At 68.5% G+C, this 19803-nt stretch carries 17 protein-coding genes; 15 read left to right on the top strand and 2 right to left on the bottom strand.

Annotation, left to right across the window (positions count from 1 at the left end; all coding sequences use genetic code 11):
- Positions 1-20: 20 nt before the first annotated feature.
- Positions 21-1667: a ribonuclease J gene (locus AAHA49_RS05920; protein ID WP_339393581.1), complete on the top strand. Its 1647-nt coding sequence runs from the start codon at positions 21-23 to the stop codon at positions 1665-1667.
- Positions 1668-1809: 142 nt separating this feature from the next.
- Positions 1810-2562, top strand: coding sequence for a class I SAM-dependent methyltransferase (locus tag AAHA49_RS05915; protein WP_342037578.1), 753 nt, complete (start codon positions 1810-1812; stop codon positions 2560-2562).
- Positions 2563-2697: 135 nt separating this feature from the next.
- On the opposite strand, the gene AAHA49_RS05910 is transcribed toward AAHA49_RS05915, so the two are convergent.
- Positions 2698-4611, bottom strand: a complete 1914-nt coding sequence (locus AAHA49_RS05910) for an L-lactate permease (protein WP_342037577.1) — start codon at positions 4609-4611, stop codon at positions 2698-2700.
- A gap of 204 nt (positions 4612-4815) precedes the next feature.
- On the opposite strand from AAHA49_RS05910, the gene AAHA49_RS05905 reads away from it, so the two are divergent.
- Complete coding sequence (locus tag AAHA49_RS05905) at positions 4816-5631, top strand: DUF899 family protein (RefSeq protein ID WP_342037576.1); 816 nt, start codon at positions 4816-4818, stop codon at positions 5629-5631.
- A gap of 280 nt (positions 5632-5911) precedes the next feature.
- Complete coding sequence (aceB, locus tag AAHA49_RS05900) at positions 5912-7516, top strand: malate synthase A (protein WP_342037575.1); 1605 nt, start codon at positions 5912-5914, stop codon at positions 7514-7516.
- A gap of 136 nt (positions 7517-7652) precedes the next feature.
- On the opposite strand, the gene AAHA49_RS05895 is transcribed toward aceB, so the two are convergent.
- Positions 7653-9026, bottom strand: a complete 1374-nt coding sequence (locus AAHA49_RS05895) for an MFS transporter (RefSeq protein ID WP_259788318.1) — start codon at positions 9024-9026, stop codon at positions 7653-7655.
- A gap of 135 nt (positions 9027-9161) precedes the next feature.
- Between AAHA49_RS05895 and AAHA49_RS05890 the strand changes: the two genes are divergently transcribed.
- The 11 genes from AAHA49_RS05890 to AAHA49_RS05840 all read left to right on the top strand — a co-directional run bounded on the left by AAHA49_RS05890 (position 9162) and on the right by AAHA49_RS05840 (position 19803).
- Complete coding sequence (locus AAHA49_RS05890) at positions 9162-9764, top strand: ArsR/SmtB family transcription factor (RefSeq protein ID WP_259788317.1); 603 nt, start codon at positions 9162-9164, stop codon at positions 9762-9764.
- Positions 9761-10357 (top strand): hypothetical protein, encoded by a 597-nt coding sequence (locus AAHA49_RS05885; RefSeq protein WP_342037574.1) that lies wholly within the window; start codon positions 9761-9763, stop codon positions 10355-10357. Before AAHA49_RS05890 ends, AAHA49_RS05885 begins: the two co-directional genes overlap by 4 nt.
- Before the next feature lie 353 nt (positions 10358-10710).
- Complete coding sequence (locus AAHA49_RS05880; RefSeq protein WP_342037573.1) at positions 10711-13446, top strand: DNA translocase FtsK; 2736 nt, start codon at positions 10711-10713, stop codon at positions 13444-13446.
- 123 nt (positions 13447-13569) lie between these two features.
- Positions 13570-14304 carry a CDP-diacylglycerol--glycerol-3-phosphate 3-phosphatidyltransferase gene (pgsA, locus tag AAHA49_RS05875; protein ID WP_342037572.1) on the top strand — a complete coding sequence of 245 codons (735 nt, stop codon included), beginning with the start codon at positions 13570-13572 and terminating at the stop codon, positions 14302-14304.
- Positions 14294-14800: a CinA family protein gene (locus AAHA49_RS05870; RefSeq protein WP_342037571.1), complete on the top strand. Its 507-nt coding sequence runs from the start codon at positions 14294-14296 to the stop codon at positions 14798-14800. Before pgsA ends, AAHA49_RS05870 begins: the two co-directional genes overlap by 11 nt.
- 136 nt (positions 14801-14936) lie before the next feature.
- Positions 14937-15305 carry a helix-turn-helix domain-containing protein gene (locus AAHA49_RS05865; RefSeq protein ID WP_373314661.1) on the top strand — a complete coding sequence of 123 codons (369 nt, stop codon included), beginning with the start codon at positions 14937-14939 and terminating at the stop codon, positions 15303-15305.
- Positions 15305-15532, top strand: a complete 228-nt coding sequence (locus AAHA49_RS05860) for a DUF3046 domain-containing protein (RefSeq protein ID WP_193338667.1) — start codon at positions 15305-15307, stop codon at positions 15530-15532. The genes AAHA49_RS05865 and AAHA49_RS05860 overlap by 1 nt, the downstream gene beginning before the upstream one ends.
- Positions 15533-15755: 223 nt before the next feature.
- Positions 15756-16838: a recombinase RecA gene (gene recA / locus AAHA49_RS05855; RefSeq protein WP_339393565.1), complete on the top strand. Its 1083-nt coding sequence runs from the start codon at positions 15756-15758 to the stop codon at positions 16836-16838.
- 4 nt (positions 16839-16842) lie between these two features.
- The gene (locus AAHA49_RS05850) at positions 16843-17544 is read left to right on the top strand and encodes a regulatory protein RecX (RefSeq protein ID WP_342037570.1); all 702 of its coding nucleotides are present in this window, start codon (positions 16843-16845) and stop codon (positions 17542-17544) included.
- 110 nt (positions 17545-17654) lie between these two features.
- Positions 17655-19151 (top strand): tRNA (N6-isopentenyl adenosine(37)-C2)-methylthiotransferase MiaB, encoded by a 1497-nt coding sequence (gene miaB / locus AAHA49_RS05845; RefSeq protein WP_342037569.1) that lies wholly within the window; start codon positions 17655-17657, stop codon positions 19149-19151.
- A gap of 1 nt (position 19152) precedes the next feature.
- Positions 19153-19803: a hypothetical protein gene (locus AAHA49_RS05840; protein WP_342037568.1), complete on the top strand. Its 651-nt coding sequence runs from the start codon at positions 19153-19155 to the stop codon at positions 19801-19803.

Here is a 19803-nt window from a genome sequence, read left to right as displayed (position 1 = left end):
AACTCGGCCCACCGCCGAAGATGGACCCCGAAGCGGTCCGCATCGTCGCCCTCGGCGGCCTCGGCGAGGTCGGGCGCAACATGACCGTGTTCGAATACCACGGCAAGATCCTCATCGTCGACGCCGGCGTCCTCTTCCCCGAAGAGGAGCAGCCCGGTGTCGACCTCATCCTCCCCGACTTCTCCTACCTCGACGACCGCCTCGACGACATCGTCGGCCTCGTGCTCACCCACGGCCACGAAGACCACATCGGCGCCGTCCCCTACCTGCTCAAGCGCAAGCCCGACATCCCGATCCTCGGCTCGAAGCTGACGATCGCGCTCATCGAGGCCAAGCTCAAGGAGCACCGGATCAAGCCGATCACCCGCGTCGTCGCGGCTGGTGACCTCGACCAGCTCGGTCCCTTCGACCTCGAGTTCGTCGCCGTCAACCATTCGATCCCCGACGCGCTTGCCGTCTTCATCCGCACCGGTGCCGGCAACATCCTCCACACCGGCGACTTCAAGATGGACCAGCTCCCGCTCGACGGTCGGATCACGGACCTCCGTGCCTTCGCCCGCCTCGGCGAGGAGGGTGTGGACCTGTTCATGACGGACTCGACGAACGCCGAGGTCCCCGGCTTCACGGCACTGGAGAAGGACATCGGGCCCGTGCTCGAGAACCTCTTCGGCCACGCTGAGCGGCGCATCATCGTCGCCTCCTTCTCCTCGCACGTCCACCGCGTGCAGCAGGTGCTCAACGCCGCGAGCGCGCACGGCCGCAAGGTCGCCCTCGTCGGCCGGTCGATGGTGCGGAACATGAAGATCGCCGCCGACCTCGGCTACCTCGACGTGCCCCAGGGCGTGCTCATCGACATCAAGGACGTCGACGACCTGCCCGATGACCAGGTCGTCCTCATGTGCACCGGCTCCCAGGGCGAGCCGATGGCCGCGCTGTCCCGGATGGCCAACCGCAACCACCGCATCGAGGTCGGCGACGGCGACACCGTCATCCTCGCCTCCTCGCTCATCCCCGGCAACGAGAACTCCGTGTTCAAGGTCATCAACGGCCTGATGAAGCTCGGCGCGAAGGTGATCTCGAAGGCCGACGCGAAGGTCCACGTCTCCGGTCACGCCTCCGGCGGCGAGCTCCTCTACTGCTACAACATCGTCAAGCCCCGCGGCGTCATGCCCGTGCACGGCGAATGGCGGCACCTGCTCGCCAATGCCCGTCATGCCGAGGCGACCGGGGTCGACCCTGACAACATCGTCCTCGCCGACGACGGCTGGGTCGTCGACCTCAAGGACGGCCACGCCGAGGTGGTCGGCGCCGTCGACTGCAACTACGTCTTCGTCGACGGCTCCTCGGTCGGTGAGATCACCGAGGCGGACCTCAAGGACCGACTCGTCCTCGCCGGTGAAGGCTTCGTGACGATCTTCCTCGCAGTGAACTCGCAGACGAAGACCCTCATCGCCGGGCCGGAGATCCACGCCCGCGGCGTCGCCGAGAACGACTCCGTCTTCGACTCGATCATCCCGAAGGTCACCAAGGCCGTCGAGGAGGCGCTCGAGTCCGGCACGACGGACCAGTACCAGCTCCAGCAGGTCGTCCGCCGCACCGTCGGTCGATGGGTGTCCTCGAAGCTGCGGCGCAAGCCGATGATCGTGCCGATGGTCGTCATCGTCTGATCCGGCGTCATCGGCTCATCCGATGAGCAAGCGAGCGGGCGCCTGCCCGGACGGTCGACGTCCGCGCGGGCGCCCGCTCGCGTTCGTGGAGGCAGGTGGGGATCCCATAGCGACAGTGGCGAGCAGGGAGACGGAGGAGCAGATGAGCACAGGTTTCGGGAAGAACTTCGGGTCGGCGCGCGGGGAGTACGATCGCGGTCGCCCCAGCTATCCGGCCGAAGCGGTGGCCGCCCTCATCGGGTCCGCGGTCGACATCACCGACATCGGTGCCGGCACGGGCAAGCTCACGGCGGGCCTCCTCGGCGAGGGGAGGGACGTCGTCGCGGTCGATCCGGATGCGCGGATGCTCGAGACCCTGGCCGCGCACCTGCCCGAGGTCGAGACGAGGGTCGGCATCGCCGAGGACCTGCCGCTGGAGAACGACAGTCGGGATCTGCTCACCTTCGGTCAATCCTGGCACTGGGTCGACGCCGACATCGCCTCCGCCGAGGCGGCCCGCGTGCTCCGTCCGGGAGAGGTGCTCGGCCTCATCTGGAACATCCGCGATGAGAGCGTCGACTGGGTGGCGGCGCTCACCGAGATCATCACCCCGAGCGCGGCCGAGCAGTACGTCGCCCGCATCGCGGGTGGGTCGGACGGTGTCGGCGTCTCACCGTTCGCGCCGCCCTTCACGGACGTCGAGCACACCCGCGTCGACTGGGTGCGTGAGATCAGCGTCGACGACCTCGTCGCGCTCGTCGCCTCACGCTCGGTCGCGATCTATGCGGAGCCCGAGGTGCGCGGGCAGATGCTCGAGCAGACGCGCAGCCTCGGCGACCAGGTCCGGGGTGCGGACGGATTCGTCCGCCTGCCGTACGCGACGCACGTCTTCCGGTCGCGCGCCGTCGAGCAGTAACCGGGGCTGCGAGGGCTCCTTGGGACTGCGGGGGAGCCAGCTCGGGGTTGAGGGGGGCCGGCGCAGAGGATTTTGGACTCTGAGTGTCGATTCCCGGCGCTGAAATCGACACTCAGCGTCCGGGATCCGCGTGTTCTACGCGCTCGCGGGGACGAGCGGCTTTCCTGCTGACCGGCGGGCGAGGACGACGAGGACGATGAGCCCGACGATCACGGCGCTGAGCACGACCGTGCCGGCGTTCGCGCCCAGACCGTTGATGCCGATGAACGCGAGCGCACCGGCGGTGAGCGCGTAGACGAGCATCGGGATCGAGGTGCGGCGGATGAGCTCGCCCTCGCGCCCGATGAGCCCGACCGTCGCCGAGGCTGCCACGACGTTGTGCACGGCGACCATGTTGCCCGCCGCCCCGCCGACGGCCTGCGCTGCCACCACCGTCTCGGGCGAGGCCGCGCCGATCGCGACTCCGGTGGAGAACTGGAACTGGGAGAACATGATGTTCGAGACCGTGTTCGACCCGGCCACGAACGCCCCGAGCGCCCCGATGAAGGGGGCGAGCAGGGGCCAGGCGTCGCCCACGGTGGAGGCGGCCGCCTCGGCGAGGGTGACCGGCATCGAATCGAGGCCGGCGTTGTTGTAGTCGGACCCGGAGTTGATGAACACGCGCACGAGCGGCAGGGAGCACAGCAGCGCCACGGCGGCCCCGGCGATCTGACCGCCCGCGATCTTCCACGACGAACCGATCTGCTCCTTCGTCATCCGGTGGATGAGGTACGTCAGGCCGCACGCGAGGACGAAGATCGCGCCCGGGGACCACAGCAGGTCCATGTTCTGGTTGATCGGGGTGCCGAAGATCCCCTCGATCTTGATCACCGCCGGCCCGTTGAGGAACTCCTTGATCGGGGGCACGTTGCGGGTGATGAGGAGGAGGGCGACGACGATGAGGTAGGGCGCCCAGGCTCGGGCCAGGGACATCTTCTTGTGGAGGTGGGCGGCCTCGTCGGCGGGGTCGACGGTGCCCATCCAGAACGCCGGCCACATCGACCTCGGCGCGAAGTCCCACGTCGTCTTCGGCATGAGGAAGCCCATGCGTGAGGTCGTGACGACGATGGCCAGCCCGATGAGCCCGCCGAGGAGGGACGGGAACTCGGGGCCGAGGAACTTCGCGACGATGAGGTAGGGCACGATCATCGCCAGGGCCGAGTAGATCGCGAACGGGGCGACGGCGAGCCCATCGGCGAAGCGTTTGCGCTCCCCGAAGAACCCGGTCATCAGGCAGGACAACAGCAACGGGATGAGGATGCCGCACACCGCGTGGATGAGGGCGACCTGGACGGCGGTGTGGGCGACGAACTGGGACTGGTCGAGGCCGAGCTGGGCGGCGCGGGCGGCGACGTCAGGCGACATGCTCCCGTCCTCCTGGGACAGGCCCGTGCCGATGCCGACGATCATCGGGGTGCCGACCGCGCCGAAGCTCACCGGCGTCGACTGGATGATCAGACCCGCCAGGACCGCGGCGATCGCGGGGAACCCGAGGGCGAGCATGAGCGGGGCGACGACCGCGGCCGGGGTGCCGAAACCGGCTGCGCCTTCGATGAAGGACCCGAAGAGCCACGCGACGATGATGACCTGGACCCGCCGGTCGGGGGAGATCGAGACGAAGCCCGCACGGATCGTCTCGATCGCCCCGGAGCGAGTGATCGTCGCGAGCAGGAGGAGCGCGCCGAAGACGATCCACAGCAGCCCGATCGCCACGAGCAGGCCCTGGACGACGGAGGCGGCGATCGTCACCCATTCGATCTGCCACGCGAGGTTCGCGATGAGAGCGGCGGCCACGAGCCCGATGGGCATCGCGTACTTCGCCGGCCAGCGGAAGCCGATGAGGAGGATCCCGGCGAGCAGGATCGGGGTGAGCGCGAGGAGCGCGGCTACGGCAAGATTGTCCATCGTCGTGTCCGATCCGTGGCGGCGGTGCCACTGGCTGTGTGGCGTCGTTGCCACCGGTCGGCTGCCGCGACGATCGCGGCGCTTGATGTCATCTTTCCTTGCCATAGGCTCAGCGGTCAAGGGTCGGTGGGAATCGGCGGGGTCGTCGCCTGCTGCCGTACGGCCGTCGACGACGCCCGGCCGGTGCCGGCAATGGCGGCGGCAACGGCTCTTGAGTCGGTGCGCGTGTGCCGATATCGTCGAAGGTGTCGAGGGCGACGTGCGCACTGCGCGTCCCGGTCTCGGCCCGTGACGAAGGAGTCGGAGCTCATGACGTACATCAACAGGGAGTCCAGCGAATCTGTGCCGGGCCTGCCGGAGGTCGTCGATGCCGATTCGTGGCGCGACGCCAGGGCCCGACTGCTCGACCGGGAGAAGGCCCACACCGCCGAGGCGGACGCCATCGCCGCAGCCCGCCGCACCCTGCCCATGGGCGAGATCGACGCCGACGCCGAGGTCCACGGCGAGGACGGTTCCGTCGCCTTCCGCGAGCTCTTCGACGGCCGTGACGAACTCATCGTCTACAAGCACATGTGGTACGACGGGGCACCCCACCAGGGGCAGTGCGAAGGGTGCACGGCCGTCGCGTGGAGCCTCCGCGACGCCGTCTACCTCAACGCCCGCGGCGTCTCCTTCGCCGTCCTCACCTCCGGCGCATGGTCTGAGGTGAGGCCCTATGTCCACTTCATGGGCTACGAGCAGCCGTGGTATTCGGTGAGGGGACTCGATGAGCCGCTCGGCGGGGACATGGGATCCCTGCTCAGCTTCGTCCGCCGAGGCGACCGGGTGTTCCTCACGTATGAGACGACCGGACGGGGCGTCGAACCGGTCACCGGGTTCCTCGGACTCCTCGACATGACCGCTCTCGGTCGGCGCGAAGGGTGGGAGGACGTCCCCGAGGGCTGGCCAGAGGTGCCCGATGCGGGTTCGCCCGTCGGCGGACGCGGATCACCCGTGGGCTGGTACTGGCGCACCGACGACCAGGGGCGGGCGACGTGGGGTCCGACGAGCCGACCAGTGCCCCAGTGGACGCGCCACGGCGCGGCGCCTGTGACCTCGCTCGGCCGCGACGGACACAGCCACTGAGCAGGGCGCTGCTGCCATGGCCGGCCGCGACGGACACGGCGGCTGAGTGCTACGGGCACAGCCGCTGAGCAGGCTGCGGTTGCGACGGACACCGCCTGCGGACCGGGCGTTCGCACGGGTCTGCGGACAGCCTCGGCGAAGGGTTTGACGAGATCTGGATCACGTCATAGTCTTTCGGTGTGTGAACAATAAATTTCACGATGTGAAATTTTCGCCGGCCAAACCCCGTTGCCCGCGATACTCGACGCACCGATAGGGTGCTGGAGAAGGAGAACCACCGATGACCGCTCATATCGAGAACCTCGACATTCCCGCAGGGATGGAGATCACGGGCGAACTGCCCGACGGGGCAGAGAAAGTCCTCACCCCGCAGGCGCTCGAGCTCATCGTCGAGCTGCACCGGAAGTTCAACGGGGACCGCCTCGAACGGCTGGAGGCCCGCCGCGTGCGCCAGCAGGAGATCGCGAACGGTGCCGACCTCGACTTCCTTCCCGAGACCAAGGAGATCCGCGAGGACGAGACTTGGCAGGTCGCCCCTCCCGCACCCGGACTCGAGGACCGGCGCGTCGAGGTCACCGGACCGACGTACAAGAAGATGACGATCAACGCGCTCAACTCGGGCGCGAAGGTGTGGCTGGCCGACCAGGAGGACGCGAATACCCCGCAGTGGGATTCGGTCATCGGCGGTCAGATCAACCTCCTCGACGCCCTGACCAGGGAGATCGACTTCACCTCGCCCGAAGGCAAGGAGTACCGGCTCGCCCCCGACGAGGAGCTGCCGACGATCGTCGTGCGCCCCCGCGGCTGGCACATGCCGGAGAAGCACATCCTCGTCGACGGTGAGGAGACCTCGGGTTCGCTCGTCGACTTCGCCCTCTACTTCGCCACCGCCGGTCAACTCCAGGTCGAGAAGGGCAAGGGCCCGTACTTCTACCTCGCGAAGATGGAGTCCCACCTCGAGGCGCGCCTGTGGAACCAGGTCTTCGAGCACGCCGAGGACGCCTTCGGCCTGGCCCGCGGCACGATCCGGGCGACCGTGCTCATCGAGACCTACCCGGCGGCCTTCGAGATGGAGGAGATCCTCTACGAACTCCGCGAGCACTCGGCCGGGCTCAACGCCGGACGCTGGGACTACATCTTCTCCGTGATCAAGAACTTCCGCTCCCGCGGCGCCGACTACCTCCTGCCCGACCGTTCGGATGTGACGATGACGGTGCCGTTCATGCGCGCCTACACCGAGCTGCTCGTGCGCACCTGCCACAAGCGCGGGGCGCACGCGATCGGCGGCATGAGCGCCTTCGTCCCGGCCAAGGACCCCGAAGCCAACGAGGCGGCGTTCGCGAAGGTCCGCGAGGACAAGTCGCGTGAGGCCGGCAACGGCTTCGACGGATCCTGGGTCGCCCACCCGGGCATGGTCGCCCTGTGCAAGGAGGTCTTCACCGAGACCCTGGGCGAGGCGCCCAACCAGATCGACAACAAGCGCGAGGACGTCTCCGTCACCGCCGCCGAGCTCCTCGACGTGAAGTCGACGCCCGGTGCGATCACCGAGGCGGGCCTGCGGACGAACATCAACGTCGGCATCCAGTACCTGCGGGCGTGGCTCGAAGGCAACGGCGCGGTGGCCATCCACGGGCTCATGGAGGATGCGGCGACCGCCGAGATCTCCCGCTCCCAGGTGTGGCAGTGGCTCGACGCCGGCGTCGAACTCGACACCGGGAAGACCGTGACGAGGGAGCTCGTCCAGCAGATCGTCGCCGAGGAGGTCGCCGGCCTCCCGGGTGAGGCGAGCGATTGGAAGGACGCCACCGACCTCTTCCTCTCCGTGGCCGTCGCCCCCGACTACGTCGACTTCCTCACCCTGCCCGCCTACGCGAAGATGGCCTGAGGCGCGCGCGGCTCTCGCGCCGCTCCGTTCGCGGGGCCGGCTCGCCCGCCGCGGGGCCGCAGTCATCAGCACGGTCTTCCGACTCAAGCAGTGTCCACGCACCCTGCTCACGTCGGAAGACCGTGCTTTTATGTGGTCACGGTGTCGTCGAGTCCGCGAGCGCGTCGAGTTCGCGGGGGAGGTCGCGCATCCCGGTCAGGGGTGAGAGCAGCACAGGCAAGGCCGCGAGGATCGAGACGGCGGCGAAGATCCACAGCGCCGGCACGATCCCGATGGTGTGGGCGAGTGTGCCGCCGAGGAATGCGCCGATCGGCATCGGACCCCACACGAGGAACCGGATCGAGGCGTTCATCCGTCCGAGCAGCGGCTTCGGGCACAGACGCTGGCGGAAGCTCACCTGGGCGACGTTGTAGACGACGACGCACCATGAGAGGACGAGCCACCCGATGAGCAGCGTCGGCAGCGCAGGCAGCACCGAGGCGAGGGGAACGGCGAGCGTGGCGAGCCCGGCCAGTGTCGCAGACACCGTGATCGAGCGCCCTTCGCCGACGAACTTCTGCACCCACGAGGAGCTCAGCGCCCCGACGATGCCGCCGACGGCGCCGAGGGACATGACCAGCCCGAGTTGGAACTGGTTGAGGTCGAGTGTGCGCAGGGCGTAGAGGACGAGGAGTGCGAAGACCGCGGAGGAGGCGAAGTTCGACAGACCGGTGCACGCGACGATCCGGCGCAGCAGCGGGTGGCCGAGGACGAAGGCGAGGCCTTCGCGGATGTCGGCGACAAGGGTGGGTCGGCTGTCGGGCTGCGGCGGTTCCTCGCGGTGGCGGATACGGCTGACGAAGAGGCTCGAGAGCGCCATGCAGATGCTCGTGACCCCGATCGTCAGCGGTCCGCCGATGAGTCCGACGAGTCCGGAGGCAGCCGACGGTCCCACCACCGAGGCGGTCTGCTGACTGGCCTGGAGCTTGCCGTTGCCGTCGCCGATCTGATCGCCGGCGACGATCTCGGGCAGATACGACTGGTTGGCGACGTCGAAGAAGACGGTGACGACGCCGACCCCTGCGGCGATGACGAAGAGCTGGATCATCGTGAGCAGGTCGAGCGCCCAGGCCAGAGGGATCGTCAGGAGCAGGGCTGCGCGGAGCAGGTCGCCTGCGACGATGACCCGCTTCTTGCGCATCCGGTCGACCCAGGCCCCGGCAGGCAGGCTGATGAGGAGGAACGCGGCGTTCTCGAACGCGGCGAGCAGGCCCATCTCGAAGGCATCGGCGGCGAGGAGCTGGACGGCGATGAGGGGGAGGGCGAAGAGGACGAACTGGTTGCCGAACACCGAGACGGTGTCGCCCATCCACAGCTGCCGGAAGTCGTGATGGCGCCAGAGGGAGCGCTGCCCGGGCGGGGGTGTCTGGGTGCCGGAGGCCGGGTCGGCCGGGGCGCCTGCCAACGGGCTCGGAGACGCGCCGGGCGACACCGGTGGCGGCGAGGGTTCAGCAGGATCGTCTGTGCTCATGGGCTCTTCTTCGAGTCGGTGAGGTCGGCAGTGATTGAGTTCTCTCAATCACTAGTGTCGCATCGAGACCTCGGCCCGGCAATGGTTCGACCCGAAGTGATTGACTTCTCTCAATCGTTGGCTAGCGTGGACGGCATGAACGCCGAGCAGTCCGAACCCGGAGCGACAGCGGACCCACCGGAGCACCCCGCCCGCAACCCCGATGACCCGACGGTGCGGGTCGCCCACGCGATCGAGCGCCGTGACGCCACCGACGCCGAGGCGAAGGCGCTCGCCTCGAGCGTGCGCATCCGCATCCTCCGGCTCTGCCTCGACGAGGAGCTGAGCAACCGGGAGATCGCCGAGGCGCTCGACCTCAATCCCGCGACCGCGCTCCACCATGTGCGGATGCTCGTCGACACCGGGTTCCTCGAGGCCCAGGAACCCCGCCGAGGTCGACGCGGCGCTCGGGAGATCCCCTACCGGGCGACCGGCAGGAGCTGGTTCATCGACGCCGGTGACATCACCGACCCGATGATCGAGGCCTTCGCCGCCGAGTTTGCTGCCGCCCCCTACCCGGAACGGTCGATGAGCCGGATGGCGGCGATGCTCACCCCCGCCGAGGTCGTCGAGTTCCAGCAACGACTCGAGGACCTGCTCGAGGACTTCCGGTCCCGGCGATCGCAGGACGGCGCCCGGCAGTGGGCGCTCTTCGTCGCCATGCATCCCAGCGCCGCCCCCGACGAAGGAGCCTCATGACCGCCAAACAGCTCGACCTCGATTCCCTGCCCGCCGAGGCGGTCGACTTCCTCGAGGCGGTCATACGCGGTGAGGCAGTCGCCGTCGTCCGCGGCGGGGAGCAGCTCGGAACGCTGGGCTTCACCTCGGCGGTGATCGAGGGCGATATCGTCGCGAGCTCCCGCTTCGGTCAGCCGACGGTCGACGTGCCCGAGGGGGTCACGGTCGTCGTCACGGCGATGGCGCTGTCCACGGCAGCCCGGCGCCGCCTCGGCGAGGCATTCGGGGAGGACTACATGGTCCTCGACTTGGGCGACGCCCCCGAGGACGCCGACATCCTCCTCACCCATCCGATCAGCCTGCAGCTCCTCGGTGCGCTGCGGGAGCGGTTTCCCCGCGCCGAGGTGGTCGTCACGGAGATCGACGACGAGGAGGCCGGCGTCTCCTACCTCGGGCCGGTCAGCCGCCTTCTCGACGCCGGCGCGAGTGCCTACCTGCCGCCGCGTCCTCCGCCCGCCATCGCCTCGGCGGTCGACGCCCATGTCCGCACAGTCCGCGGTCGAGACCTCGACGGTAGGGCACACACACGGTTGACTTCGCGCTCGAAGCGATGACCGACCAGGCGGAGAACCGGGCTCGAGCACGGTGAACCGACGCCAGCACGGTCCGCGCACCCTGCTCAAGTCGGAAGACCGTGCCGAACAGCTGAGCGTGCCTCGGGCACCTTGCTGAGGTCGGAAGACCGTGCGGATGCGAGACCCGGCTCAAGCCACGCCGAGACCTCCGGATTTGCGGGGATCGGGCCGGGAATCACCTTAGGATGAGGAGCATGGCGACCAGAACGACTTCCCCCGCTTCTGGTACCGGAAAGCGCTCTGCCTCCAAGGCGAAGGGCGGTTCCGGACAAGCGGGGACCGAAGACCCCGGGACAAACGTTGTCACCGGTGCGTGGAGGGGAGTGGCCCACATGGCCGGAAACCGTGCGCGAAAGATCCTCAGTGACGAACCCACCGACTCTCCGACGAAGCGCGACGGCACCGCCTTCTTCCTCGTCGGACTCTCGATCGTCGTCGCCGCCTTCGAATGGTGGAACATCCCCGGCGCGATCAGCGACATGGTCCGCAACGTCGTCGAAGGCACCTTCGGCCGCGTCGCCCTCGCCCTGCCGGTGATCTTCCTCGGCTACGCGATCCGCCTCTTCCTCCGCGGCGATGACAACCGCGGCAACAACCGCATCCTCATCGGCATCGTCCTCCTCCTGCTCTCCTCCGCAGGACTCGCCCACATCGCGGCCGGCAACCCGAGCTTCGTCAACTCGCGGGAGGCGATGGCCAACGGCGGCGGTGCCCTCGGCTTCGTCATCTCCTCCCCGCTCGTGACCGCGACGACCGTCTACGTCGCCGTCCCGCTGCTCGTCCTCCTCGGACTCTTCTCCGTCCTCGTCATCACCGCGACCCCGGTCCGCTCGATCCCGACCCGCCTGACCGCGCTCTACCAGCGGCTGACCGGCGGTGCCCGCCCGACCCCGAACGACGCCGAGGCGGACGAGAATCCGACCGACCTCGTCGCCGAGAACACCCACACCTCGAGCCTCAAACCCGTCATGGGCGCCAAGCGGCGCAGCCGGAAGAAGAAGACCGAGATCCCCGAGCTCGACCCGCCGGCCGACGACGACCTCGCCGACAAGGCCTACGACAAGGCCTACATCCACGAGAACGAGGTCTCCGACGAGGAGGCCCCGACCACCGTCTTCGAACCCGAGCCGCAGTTCAAGCCCGGTGAGCGCCGCCCGACGAAGGCCGAACGCGAAGCCTCGGCGCTGAAGAAGGCCATCGGCATGTCCGATGACGCACCGACCACCGCGCACACTGCGAACCCAGCGGCCGCCTCGGCGCCGGTGCCGACGACGAACACCCCGGCACCCCCGCCCACCGAGCAGCTGCCCGAACGCGTCGAACAGCTCACCCTCGCAGGCGACGTCACCTACACCCTGCCGAACTCCGACTACCTCGTCCCCGGACCGCCCGCGAAGGAACGCTCGGAGGCCAACGACCGCGTCGTCGAGGCGCTGCGCGACGTCCTCGAGCAGTTCAAGATCGACGCCCAGGTCACCGGGTTCTCCCGCGGCCCCACGGTCACCCGCTACGAGGTCGAACTCGGGGCCGGCACGAAGGTCGAGAAGGTCACCGCGCTGTCGAAGAACATCGCCTACGCCGTGGCCAGCGCCGACGTTCGCATCCTCTCACCGATCCCCGGCAAGAAGGCCATCGGCATCGAGATCCCCAACTCCGACCGTGAGAACGTCGCCCTCGGCGACGTGCTGCGCTCGAAGGCCGCCCGCAAGACCGACCATCCGATGGTCATGGGCGTGGGCAAGGACGTCGAAGGCGGCTTCGTCGTCGCCGACCTCTCGAAGATGCCCCACCTGCTCGTCGCCGGTGCCACCGGCGCCGGTAAGTCGAGCTTCGTCAACTCGATGATCACCTCGATCATGATGCGCGCCACCCCCGACGAGGTCCGCATGATCCTCGTCGACCCCAAGCGCGTGGAGCTGACGATCTACGAGGGCATCCCGCACCTCATCACCCCGATCATCACGAACCCGAAGAAGGCCGCCGAGGCGCTCGAATGGGTCGTGCGTGAGATGGACGCCCGCTACGACGACCTCGCGAACTTCGGGTTCAAGCACATCAAGGAGTTCAACAAGGCCGTCCGCGAGGGCCGGGTCCAGGTGCCCGCCGGGTCCGAGCGCGTCCTCCAGCCCTACCCGTACCTCCTCGTCGTCGTCGACGAGCTCGCCGACCTCATGATGGTCGCCCCCCGCGACGTCGAGGCCTCGATCCAGCGCATCACGCAGCTTGCGCGTGCCGCCGGCATCCACCTCGTGCTCGCCACCCAGCGACCCAGCGTCGACGTCGTCACCGGCCTCATCAAGGCCAATGTGCCCTCGCGGCTGGCGTTCGCGACGTCCTCGCTCGCCGACTCCCGCGTCGTCCTCGACCAGCCGGGTGCCGAAAAGCTCATCGGCCAGGGTGACGCCCTGTTCCTGCCGATGGGTGCCGCGAAGCCGATGCGCGTCCAGGGTGCATGGGTGAATGAGTCCGAGATCGAGAAGGTCGTCGAACACGTCAAGGGCCAGCTCACCCCGAACTACCGCGAGGACGTCGCCGTCGAGGCGCCGAAGAAGCAGATCGACGAGGAGATCGGCGACGACCTCGAGCTCCTCCTCCAGGCCGCCGAGCAGGTCGTCACCACCCAGTTCGGGTCGACGTCGATGCTCCAGCGCAAGCTGCGCGTGGGCTTCGCGAAGGCCGGCCGCCTCATGGACCTCATGGAGTCCCGCGGCATCGTCGGTCCCTCCGAGGGCTCGAAGGCCCGCGACGTCCTCGTCCGCCCCGAGGATCTTCCGGCGACCCTGGCCGTCATCAAGGGGGAGACCCCACCCGCCGAGGCGGCCGACCCGTCCGCGGGTGCCTCGGCTGCCGATGACTTCGCCGAGGACTTCGACGACGACTACGGTGACTCCGGTGCCGATTACGGCACCTCCGATGGGTCCGGGGCGACCGCCTCGGCGAGGGAGGACCGCTACGGCAACGGCGTCGGCCATGCCGAGGACCTGCAGGTCGGCGACATCGACCCGGAGACGGGACTCGAGGTCGTCGAAGCCTCCGGCGAGGACGCCTGGCAGCTCACCGGCCGCTGAGGCCCTGGGCCGCTGAGGCCACGGGCCGCTGTCAGGCGGCCGGCATAACGATTGCGGAGTCGATCGCCCACGACGGGCGGTCGGCTCCGTCTCGTTGTCAGGGGTCTCCGATAGGGTTGAGGTGTGAACGAACGAGCTGAGACCCCACCCCAGGCCGCACCGAGCAACTGGAACGTCCCCAACGCCCTGACGGTCGTGCGGATCCTGCTCGTTCCCGTCTTCCTCGTGTTGCTGCTCAACGACGGCGGGCAGAACATGACGACGCGGTGGTGGGCGCTCGCGGTGTTCCTGCTCGCGATGCTCACCGACAAGATCGACGGCGACCTCGCCCGCAAGTACAACCTCGTGACGAACTTCGGCAAGATCGCCGACCCCATCGCCGACAAGTCGCTCATGGCCGCAGCGCTCATCGGGCTCGCGATCGTCGGGGAGCTGCCGTGGTGGGTGCCCGTCATCATCCTCGTGCGCGAACTCGGCATCACGGTGCTGCGGTTCTTCATGATCCGCATCGCCGTCATGCCCGCCTCCCGCGGCGGCAAGATCAAGACGGTGCTCCAGACCGTGGCGATCGGCCTGCTGCTCCTGTGGAAGCCGCTCGCGTTCCTCGTCCCAGGTCCGGTCGCCGTCGTCCTCCTCGTCATCGCGTGGCTCGTGCTCGTCGCGGCGATCATCGTCACGATCGTCACCGGCATCGACTACTGCATTCAGGCCGCGAAGCTCGCCCGTGCCGCGCATGCCGGGGAGGGGGCCGGCGAGAATGGTTCGACTGCCGGGGGACCCGGTGAGGGCGCCGAAGGGAACACACCCGGCTCGCCGACGGACGACCCCGGGGAGGTTCGGCCCGACCATGGCCGGTGACCTGCTCGGCACGTGCCGGACGATCATCACCACGTGCGCTGAGCTGGGACTCTCGGTCGCCTCGGCGGAATCACTGACCGCCGGACGGTTCATCGCCACCCTCGTCGACGTCCCGGGCGCCTCCGCCGTCGTCCGCGGCGGACTCGTCACCTACGCCACCGACCTCAAAGCCACCCTGGCCGGCGTCGACGCCGACCGCCTCGAGGAGACGGGACCCGTCGACCCCGTCGTCGCCGCCGAGATGGCCGTCGGTGCGGCCCGCGCATGCGTCGCCGACATCGGCGTCTCGTGCACCGGCGTCGCCGGGCCCGACCCGCAGGACGGCAAGGAGGTCGGGCTCGTCTACACCGCCGTCGCCTTCGGTTCGCGCGCCCAGGTCCTCGAACACCGCTTCACCGGGGGTCGGGAGGCGATCCGGACCCGCACGGTCGAGACCATGGTCGAGCGCCTCGGCGAGTTCACGACGAAACTCGCCTTCGGGCCGCCCGCGGAATAAGATCGCCGTCTCAGAGGTTGTCTCATCAAGATGACATATGCACTGAAATGCCACCGTGCCGGTTTCTCCGAAAGGACTGGCAAAACTCCGATCTCACCCGCCCAGGTTGGCGCGTCCACGCGGCCGGGCTGTAAAGTTGAATCCACGTTCGCGCGAACAAAGGGAGGGACGCACAATGCTACTGAGAGTTGAAATCGGCGATGCCCTGCGTTCCGCTCGCCGCCGTCAGGGGCGGACGCTGCGCGATGTCTCCACCGGTGCCAGCGTCTCGCTCGGCTACCTCAGCGAGATCGAACGCGGACAGAAGGAAGCCTCCTCGGAGCTGCTGTCCTCGATCTGCGAAGCCCTCGACCTGCCCGTCTCGGCCCTGCTCTCCGAAGTGTCCGACCGATTCGCCCTCGCCGAAGGCGTGGAGATCCCGGACACCATCCCGCAGGAGCTCTCGGACAAGATCCTCGGGCACCCCGGCGGGTATCCGTCGCCACGGCTGGCCGCCAAGCCGTAATGCGCCACACCCTCTACTGGACCCTCATGAACGAGGAGTTCGGTGAGGCGCGTGCGGCCTCACTCCACACCGACCTCACCCTGAGCACCCTCGGCTCCATCACCGCCGACGAGGCGTTCCGCCGCGGCATCGAACCCCGCGACATCTGGACCGCCGTCTGCGATTCGATGGGCGTGCCCGAGTCCCGGCGACTCGGCAAGGAGAAGCCCCGGTCGACGCCGTTCTGACGGGCGGTTCCGGCGGCATCGCCGGGCGCATTCGCACAGATCTTCGTCCGACACGCCGCCGCATATCGAACACATGTTCCCATATGGGCTATGCTGGTGAGCGAATCACGGGACCTGTGACCACGAGTGGCGCACTGTCCACAGGCGAGAAGCGTTCTCTGTCCTCATGTCAGTGCCGTCTTCTAGCCTTGGTCTCACAGGAAACGACACCTTAGGAGAGGTCATGGCGCGAACACCCAAGAACCTGCAGATCCCCACCGGCGGCGACAAGTCGAAGGCCCTCGACGCGGCCCTCGGACAGATCGACCGCAACTACGGCAAGGGCGCGATCATGCGCCTCGGCGAAGGCGTGCGGGAGCCGATCGAATCGATCCCGACCGGCTCGGTCGCCCTCGACATCGCGCTCGGCATCGGCGGTCTTCCCCGCGGCCGCGTCGTCGAGATCTACGGACCGGAGTCCTCGGGTAAGACGACCGTGGCCCTCCACGCCGTCGCGAACGCCCAGAAGGCCGGCGGCATCGCCGCGTTCATCGACGCGGAGCACGCCCTCGACCCCGAGTACGCGAAGAAGCTCGGCGTCGACACCGACCAGCTCCTCGTCTCCCAGCCGGACACCGGTGAGCAGGCGCTCGAGATCGCCGATATGCTCATCCGCTCCGGTGCCCTCGACATCATCGTCATCGACTCCGTCGCAGCCCTCGTGCCCAAGGCCGAGATCGAAGGCGAGATGGGCGACAGCCACGTCGGCCTCCAGGCCCGCCTCATGTCGCAGGCGCTGCGCAAGATCACCGGCGCGCTGGCCCAGTCGAAGACCACCGCGATCTTCATCAACCAGCTGCGTGAGAAGGTCGGCGTCTTCTTCGGCTCCCCGGAGACCACCTCGGGCGGCAAGGCCCTGAAGTTCTACGCCTCCGTGCGCATCGACGTCCGCCGCATCGAGACCCTCAAGGAGGGCCAGGACGCGATCGGCAACCGGACCCGGGCGAAGATCGTCAAGAACAAGGTCGCCCCGCCGTTCAAGCAGGCCGAGTTCGACATCCTCTACGGCCACGGCATCTCCCGCGAAGGCAGCCTCATCGACATGGGCGTCGACAACGGGATCATCCGCAAGTCCGGTTCGTGGTTCACCTACGACGGCGACCAGCTGGGCCAGGGCAAGGAGAACGTCCGCAACTTCCTCCGCGACAACCCCGGCCTCGCCGAGGAGATCGAGCTGAAGATCAAGCACAAGATGGGTCTCATCAAGGTCGACGCGGACACGACCGAGGCCCCCGCGGAGGAGACCGACGACGTCGAGGTCTCGTGAGACCGTGAGCGAGACCCCGAAGACGGCTGAGCAGCTCTCCGCGCTGCGCCAGGCCATGTCGGACCTCGAGGCCCGACAGGCCGCAGGCGGGACGGGGTACTTCGCGCGCCTCGACGAGGGTGAATCGGCTGCCGTCGCCGAGGCGGCGCCAGGGGATCCGGCACGCGGCCTTCAGCCGCCCGGCCCGGGGGCAGGAGAACCGACCGGCACGGTGCCGGACGAACCGTTCGCGGACTCTCCGGAGCTCGCCGATGCGTATGCGAAGGCGAAGAAGACAGCGCTGAACATGCTCGCGATGCGCGATCACTCCTCGACCGAGCTGCGGGAGAAGCTGCTGCGCCGTGACTTCGACCCCGCGGCCGTCGACCGGCTCATCGCCAAACTCGAACGCTCGAACCTTCTCGACGACGGCCAGTTCGCGCAGCGGTTCGCGAAGGCCCAGCGGGAGAGCAGGAAGCTCTCCCGGTCGGCCCTGCGTCGGCAGCTCGTGAAGAAGGGCATCGACGAGGAGACCATTGCCGGAGTCGTCGCCGAGGTCGACGGCGAAGAGGACCTCGCCCGTGAGGTCGCCGAGAAGAAGGCCCGCTCGACGCGCGGTCTCGACCATGAGGTGCGCGAACGGCGGATCCTCGGCATGCTCGCCCGCCGCGGGTTCTCCTCGACGATCTGCCTCAAGGTCACCCGCGAGGTCCTCGCCGAGGGGTGATGGTCCGCCGAGAGGTGAGTCCCCGTCCGCGAAACATCACCCGGCGGGTGGAGCCGCGGCTCCGGCAGCGCGGGCATCGGGATCGGGGGAGCCGCTAGAATGGTGGGGCCATGACTGAACTCATCGACTCTCCGCACTCCGCGGATCAGCACCCCCGCAGCTACGAGGTCAAGACCTACGGCTGCCAGATGAACGTGCACGACTCCGAACGCCTCTCCGGCCTCCTCGACGACGCCGGCTACGTTCCCGCGGACACGCAGTCCCAAGCCGACGTCGTCGTCTTCAACACCTGCGCGGTGCGGGAGAACGCCGACAACCGGCTCTACGGCAACCTCGGCCGCCTCGCCAAGGTCAAAGAGCAGCACCCCGGACTCCAGATCGCCGTGGGCGGATGCATGGCGCAGAAGGACCGCGACACGATCGTCAGAAAAGCCCCCTGGGTTGACGTCGTCTTCGGCACCCACAACATGGGATCCCTGCCCGCGCTCCTCGAACGTGCACGGCACAACGACGAAGCCCAGGTCGAGATCCTCGAGAGCCTCGACGTGTTCCCCTCCACACTGCCCAGCCGCCGCGAATCCCAGCACTCCGGGTGGGTGTCGATCTCCGTCGGCTGCAACAACACGTGCACGTTCTGCATCGTGCCGAGTCTGCGCGGCAAGGAGAAGGACCGCCGACCCGGTGACATCCTCGCCGAGGTCGAAGCCCTCGTCGCCGACGGCGTCGTCGAAGTCACCCTGCTCGGCCAGAACGTCAACTCCTACGGCGCCGAATTCCGCGACAAAGGTGCCTTCGCGAAGCTCCTGCGTGCCGTCGGCAACATCGAGGGCATCGAACGCGTCCGCTTCACCAGCCCCCACCCCGCCGCGTTCTCCGACGACGTCATCGACGCGATGGCCGAGACGCCCACCGTCATGCCGCAGCTGCACATGCCGCTGCAGTCCGGCTCCGACCGGATCCTCAAGGCGATGCGCCGGTCCTACCGGACGAGCCGCTTCATGCGCATCCTCGACACCGTGCGAGAGCGCATCCCCCGCGCCGCGATCACCACGGACATCATCGTCGGCTTCCCCGGTGAGACCGAAGAGGACTTCCAAGGCACCATGGACATCGTCCGCCGCGCCCGCTTCTCCCAGGCCTTCACCTTCCAGTACTCCATCCGCCCCGGCACCCCGGCCGCGACGATGCCCGACCAGCTGCCCAAGGACGTCGTCCAGGAGCGCTTCGAACGCCTCATCGCCCTCCAGGACGAGATCGCGTGGGAGGAGAACCAGGCTCTCATCGGCAGCGAAGTCGAGGTCCTCGTCACCGGCCTGCCCAACGCCGACTCTCCGCGGCTGAGCGGCCGGGCCGCCGACAACCGCCTCGTCCACGTCGGACTGCCCGAAGGCGCGAGTCTGCCCCGGCCCGGCGACTTCGTCACCGCCACCGTCACCGACGCCAAGCCGTACTTCCTCCTCGCCGACACCGGGTTCGGCCTCCGCCCCTCCCGTGCCGGCGACGCCTTTGACCGCGCGCAGGCCGAATCCTGCGGCACCCCGAGCCCCAGCGGTGGCAGCGGCGGCACCACGGTCCTCGGCATGCCGACGATCCGCCCCCGCAGCTGAGATGGGTCGACTCGCACTCATTCCTGCCGCCCCTGTTCTCCTTCCCGACGTCGACGCCTCGGAAGCGGCGTCCGCCGTGCGGGTGAGGACCGCGATCACCGATCTGCTCTCCACCGCAGACCGGTGGGCTCTGCCCGTCGATGCGCTGCCCGCAGTCCTCGGACTCGGTGGTTTCGGCATCGACCGCGGGCTCGACACCCGCACAGGGAAACGCCTCGACGGTGACGACTGGGTCGATGCCGTCACCGGGCTCACCGAGGACGACCGCGATATCTGCACCACCGCGCATCCGGGCCTCGGAGTCGCAGCTCTCCACACCCAGGCGGCCGAAGCAGCCATCGGACCGCTCGGGTCGAGCGATTCGGTTCTCGTCCCCATCGACCTCTCCGCAGCCGCCTCGGCGAATGCGCCCCTCGCACCGGTGCCAGGGGCGCGCGATTTCGATTCGGCGCTCATGGCAGCCGTGCGCACCGGCGACCTCGACGGCCTTCGTGACGCGGTCAGCCGGGCAGGTGCGGTCCACGCGGACCTCGAACTGCTCGGCGTCGCCCTCGACCACCTCGGCGAGGAGCCCCACACCGGAGGAACCACGGTCCTCATCGACGAGACCATCCACGATGTGCGCACGGTGTGCGCCGTGATCGGGACCTGA

It is taken from the genome of Brevibacterium ammoniilyticum, from assembly GCF_038429965.1.
In the GTDB taxonomy this organism is placed as follows: domain Bacteria; phylum Actinomycetota; class Actinomycetes; order Actinomycetales; family Brevibacteriaceae; genus Brevibacterium; species Brevibacterium ammoniilyticum.
The sequence above is the reverse complement of the archived record's forward strand: the minus strand, read 5'-3'. Positions and strand labels throughout refer to the sequence as shown.

Excerpts from the sequence above, each read along its gene's own strand:
- AAHA49_RS05915 (WP_342037578.1), top strand. The coding sequence starts at position 1,810 with ATGAGCACAGGTTTCGGGAAGAACTTCGGGTCGGCGCGCGGGGAGTAC.
- AAHA49_RS05920 (WP_339393581.1), top strand. The coding sequence starts at position 21 with ATGGACCCCGAAGCGGTCCGCATCGTCGCCCTCGGCGGCCTCGGCGAG.
- AAHA49_RS05905 (WP_342037576.1), top strand. The coding sequence starts at position 4,816 with ATGACGTACATCAACAGGGAGTCCAGCGAATCTGTGCCGGGCCTGCCG.
- AAHA49_RS05870 (WP_342037571.1), top strand. The coding sequence starts at position 14,294 with ATGGCCGGTGACCTGCTCGGCACGTGCCGGACGATCATCACCACGTGC.
- AAHA49_RS05880 (WP_342037573.1), top strand. The coding sequence starts at position 10,711 with ATGGCCGGAAACCGTGCGCGAAAGATCCTCAGTGACGAACCCACCGAC.
- AAHA49_RS05910 (WP_342037577.1), bottom strand. The coding sequence starts at position 4,611 with ATGGCAAGGAAAGATGACATCAAGCGCCGCGATCGTCGCGGCAGCCGA.
- AAHA49_RS05860 (WP_193338667.1), top strand. The coding sequence starts at position 15,305 with ATGCGCCACACCCTCTACTGGACCCTCATGAACGAGGAGTTCGGTGAG.
- AAHA49_RS05895 (WP_259788318.1), bottom strand. The coding sequence starts at position 9,026 with ATGAGCACAGACGATCCTGCTGAACCCTCGCCGCCACCGGTGTCGCCC.
- aceB (WP_342037575.1), top strand. The coding sequence starts at position 5,912 with ATGACCGCTCATATCGAGAACCTCGACATTCCCGCAGGGATGGAGATC.
- miaB (WP_342037569.1), top strand. The coding sequence starts at position 17,655 with ATGACTGAACTCATCGACTCTCCGCACTCCGCGGATCAGCACCCCCGC.
- AAHA49_RS05840 (WP_342037568.1), top strand. The coding sequence starts at position 19,153 with ATGGGTCGACTCGCACTCATTCCTGCCGCCCCTGTTCTCCTTCCCGAC.
- recA (WP_339393565.1), top strand. The coding sequence starts at position 15,756 with ATGGCGCGAACACCCAAGAACCTGCAGATCCCCACCGGCGGCGACAAG.
- AAHA49_RS05885 (WP_342037574.1), top strand. The coding sequence starts at position 9,761 with ATGACCGCCAAACAGCTCGACCTCGATTCCCTGCCCGCCGAGGCGGTC.
- AAHA49_RS05890 (WP_259788317.1), top strand. The coding sequence starts at position 9,162 with ATGAACGCCGAGCAGTCCGAACCCGGAGCGACAGCGGACCCACCGGAG.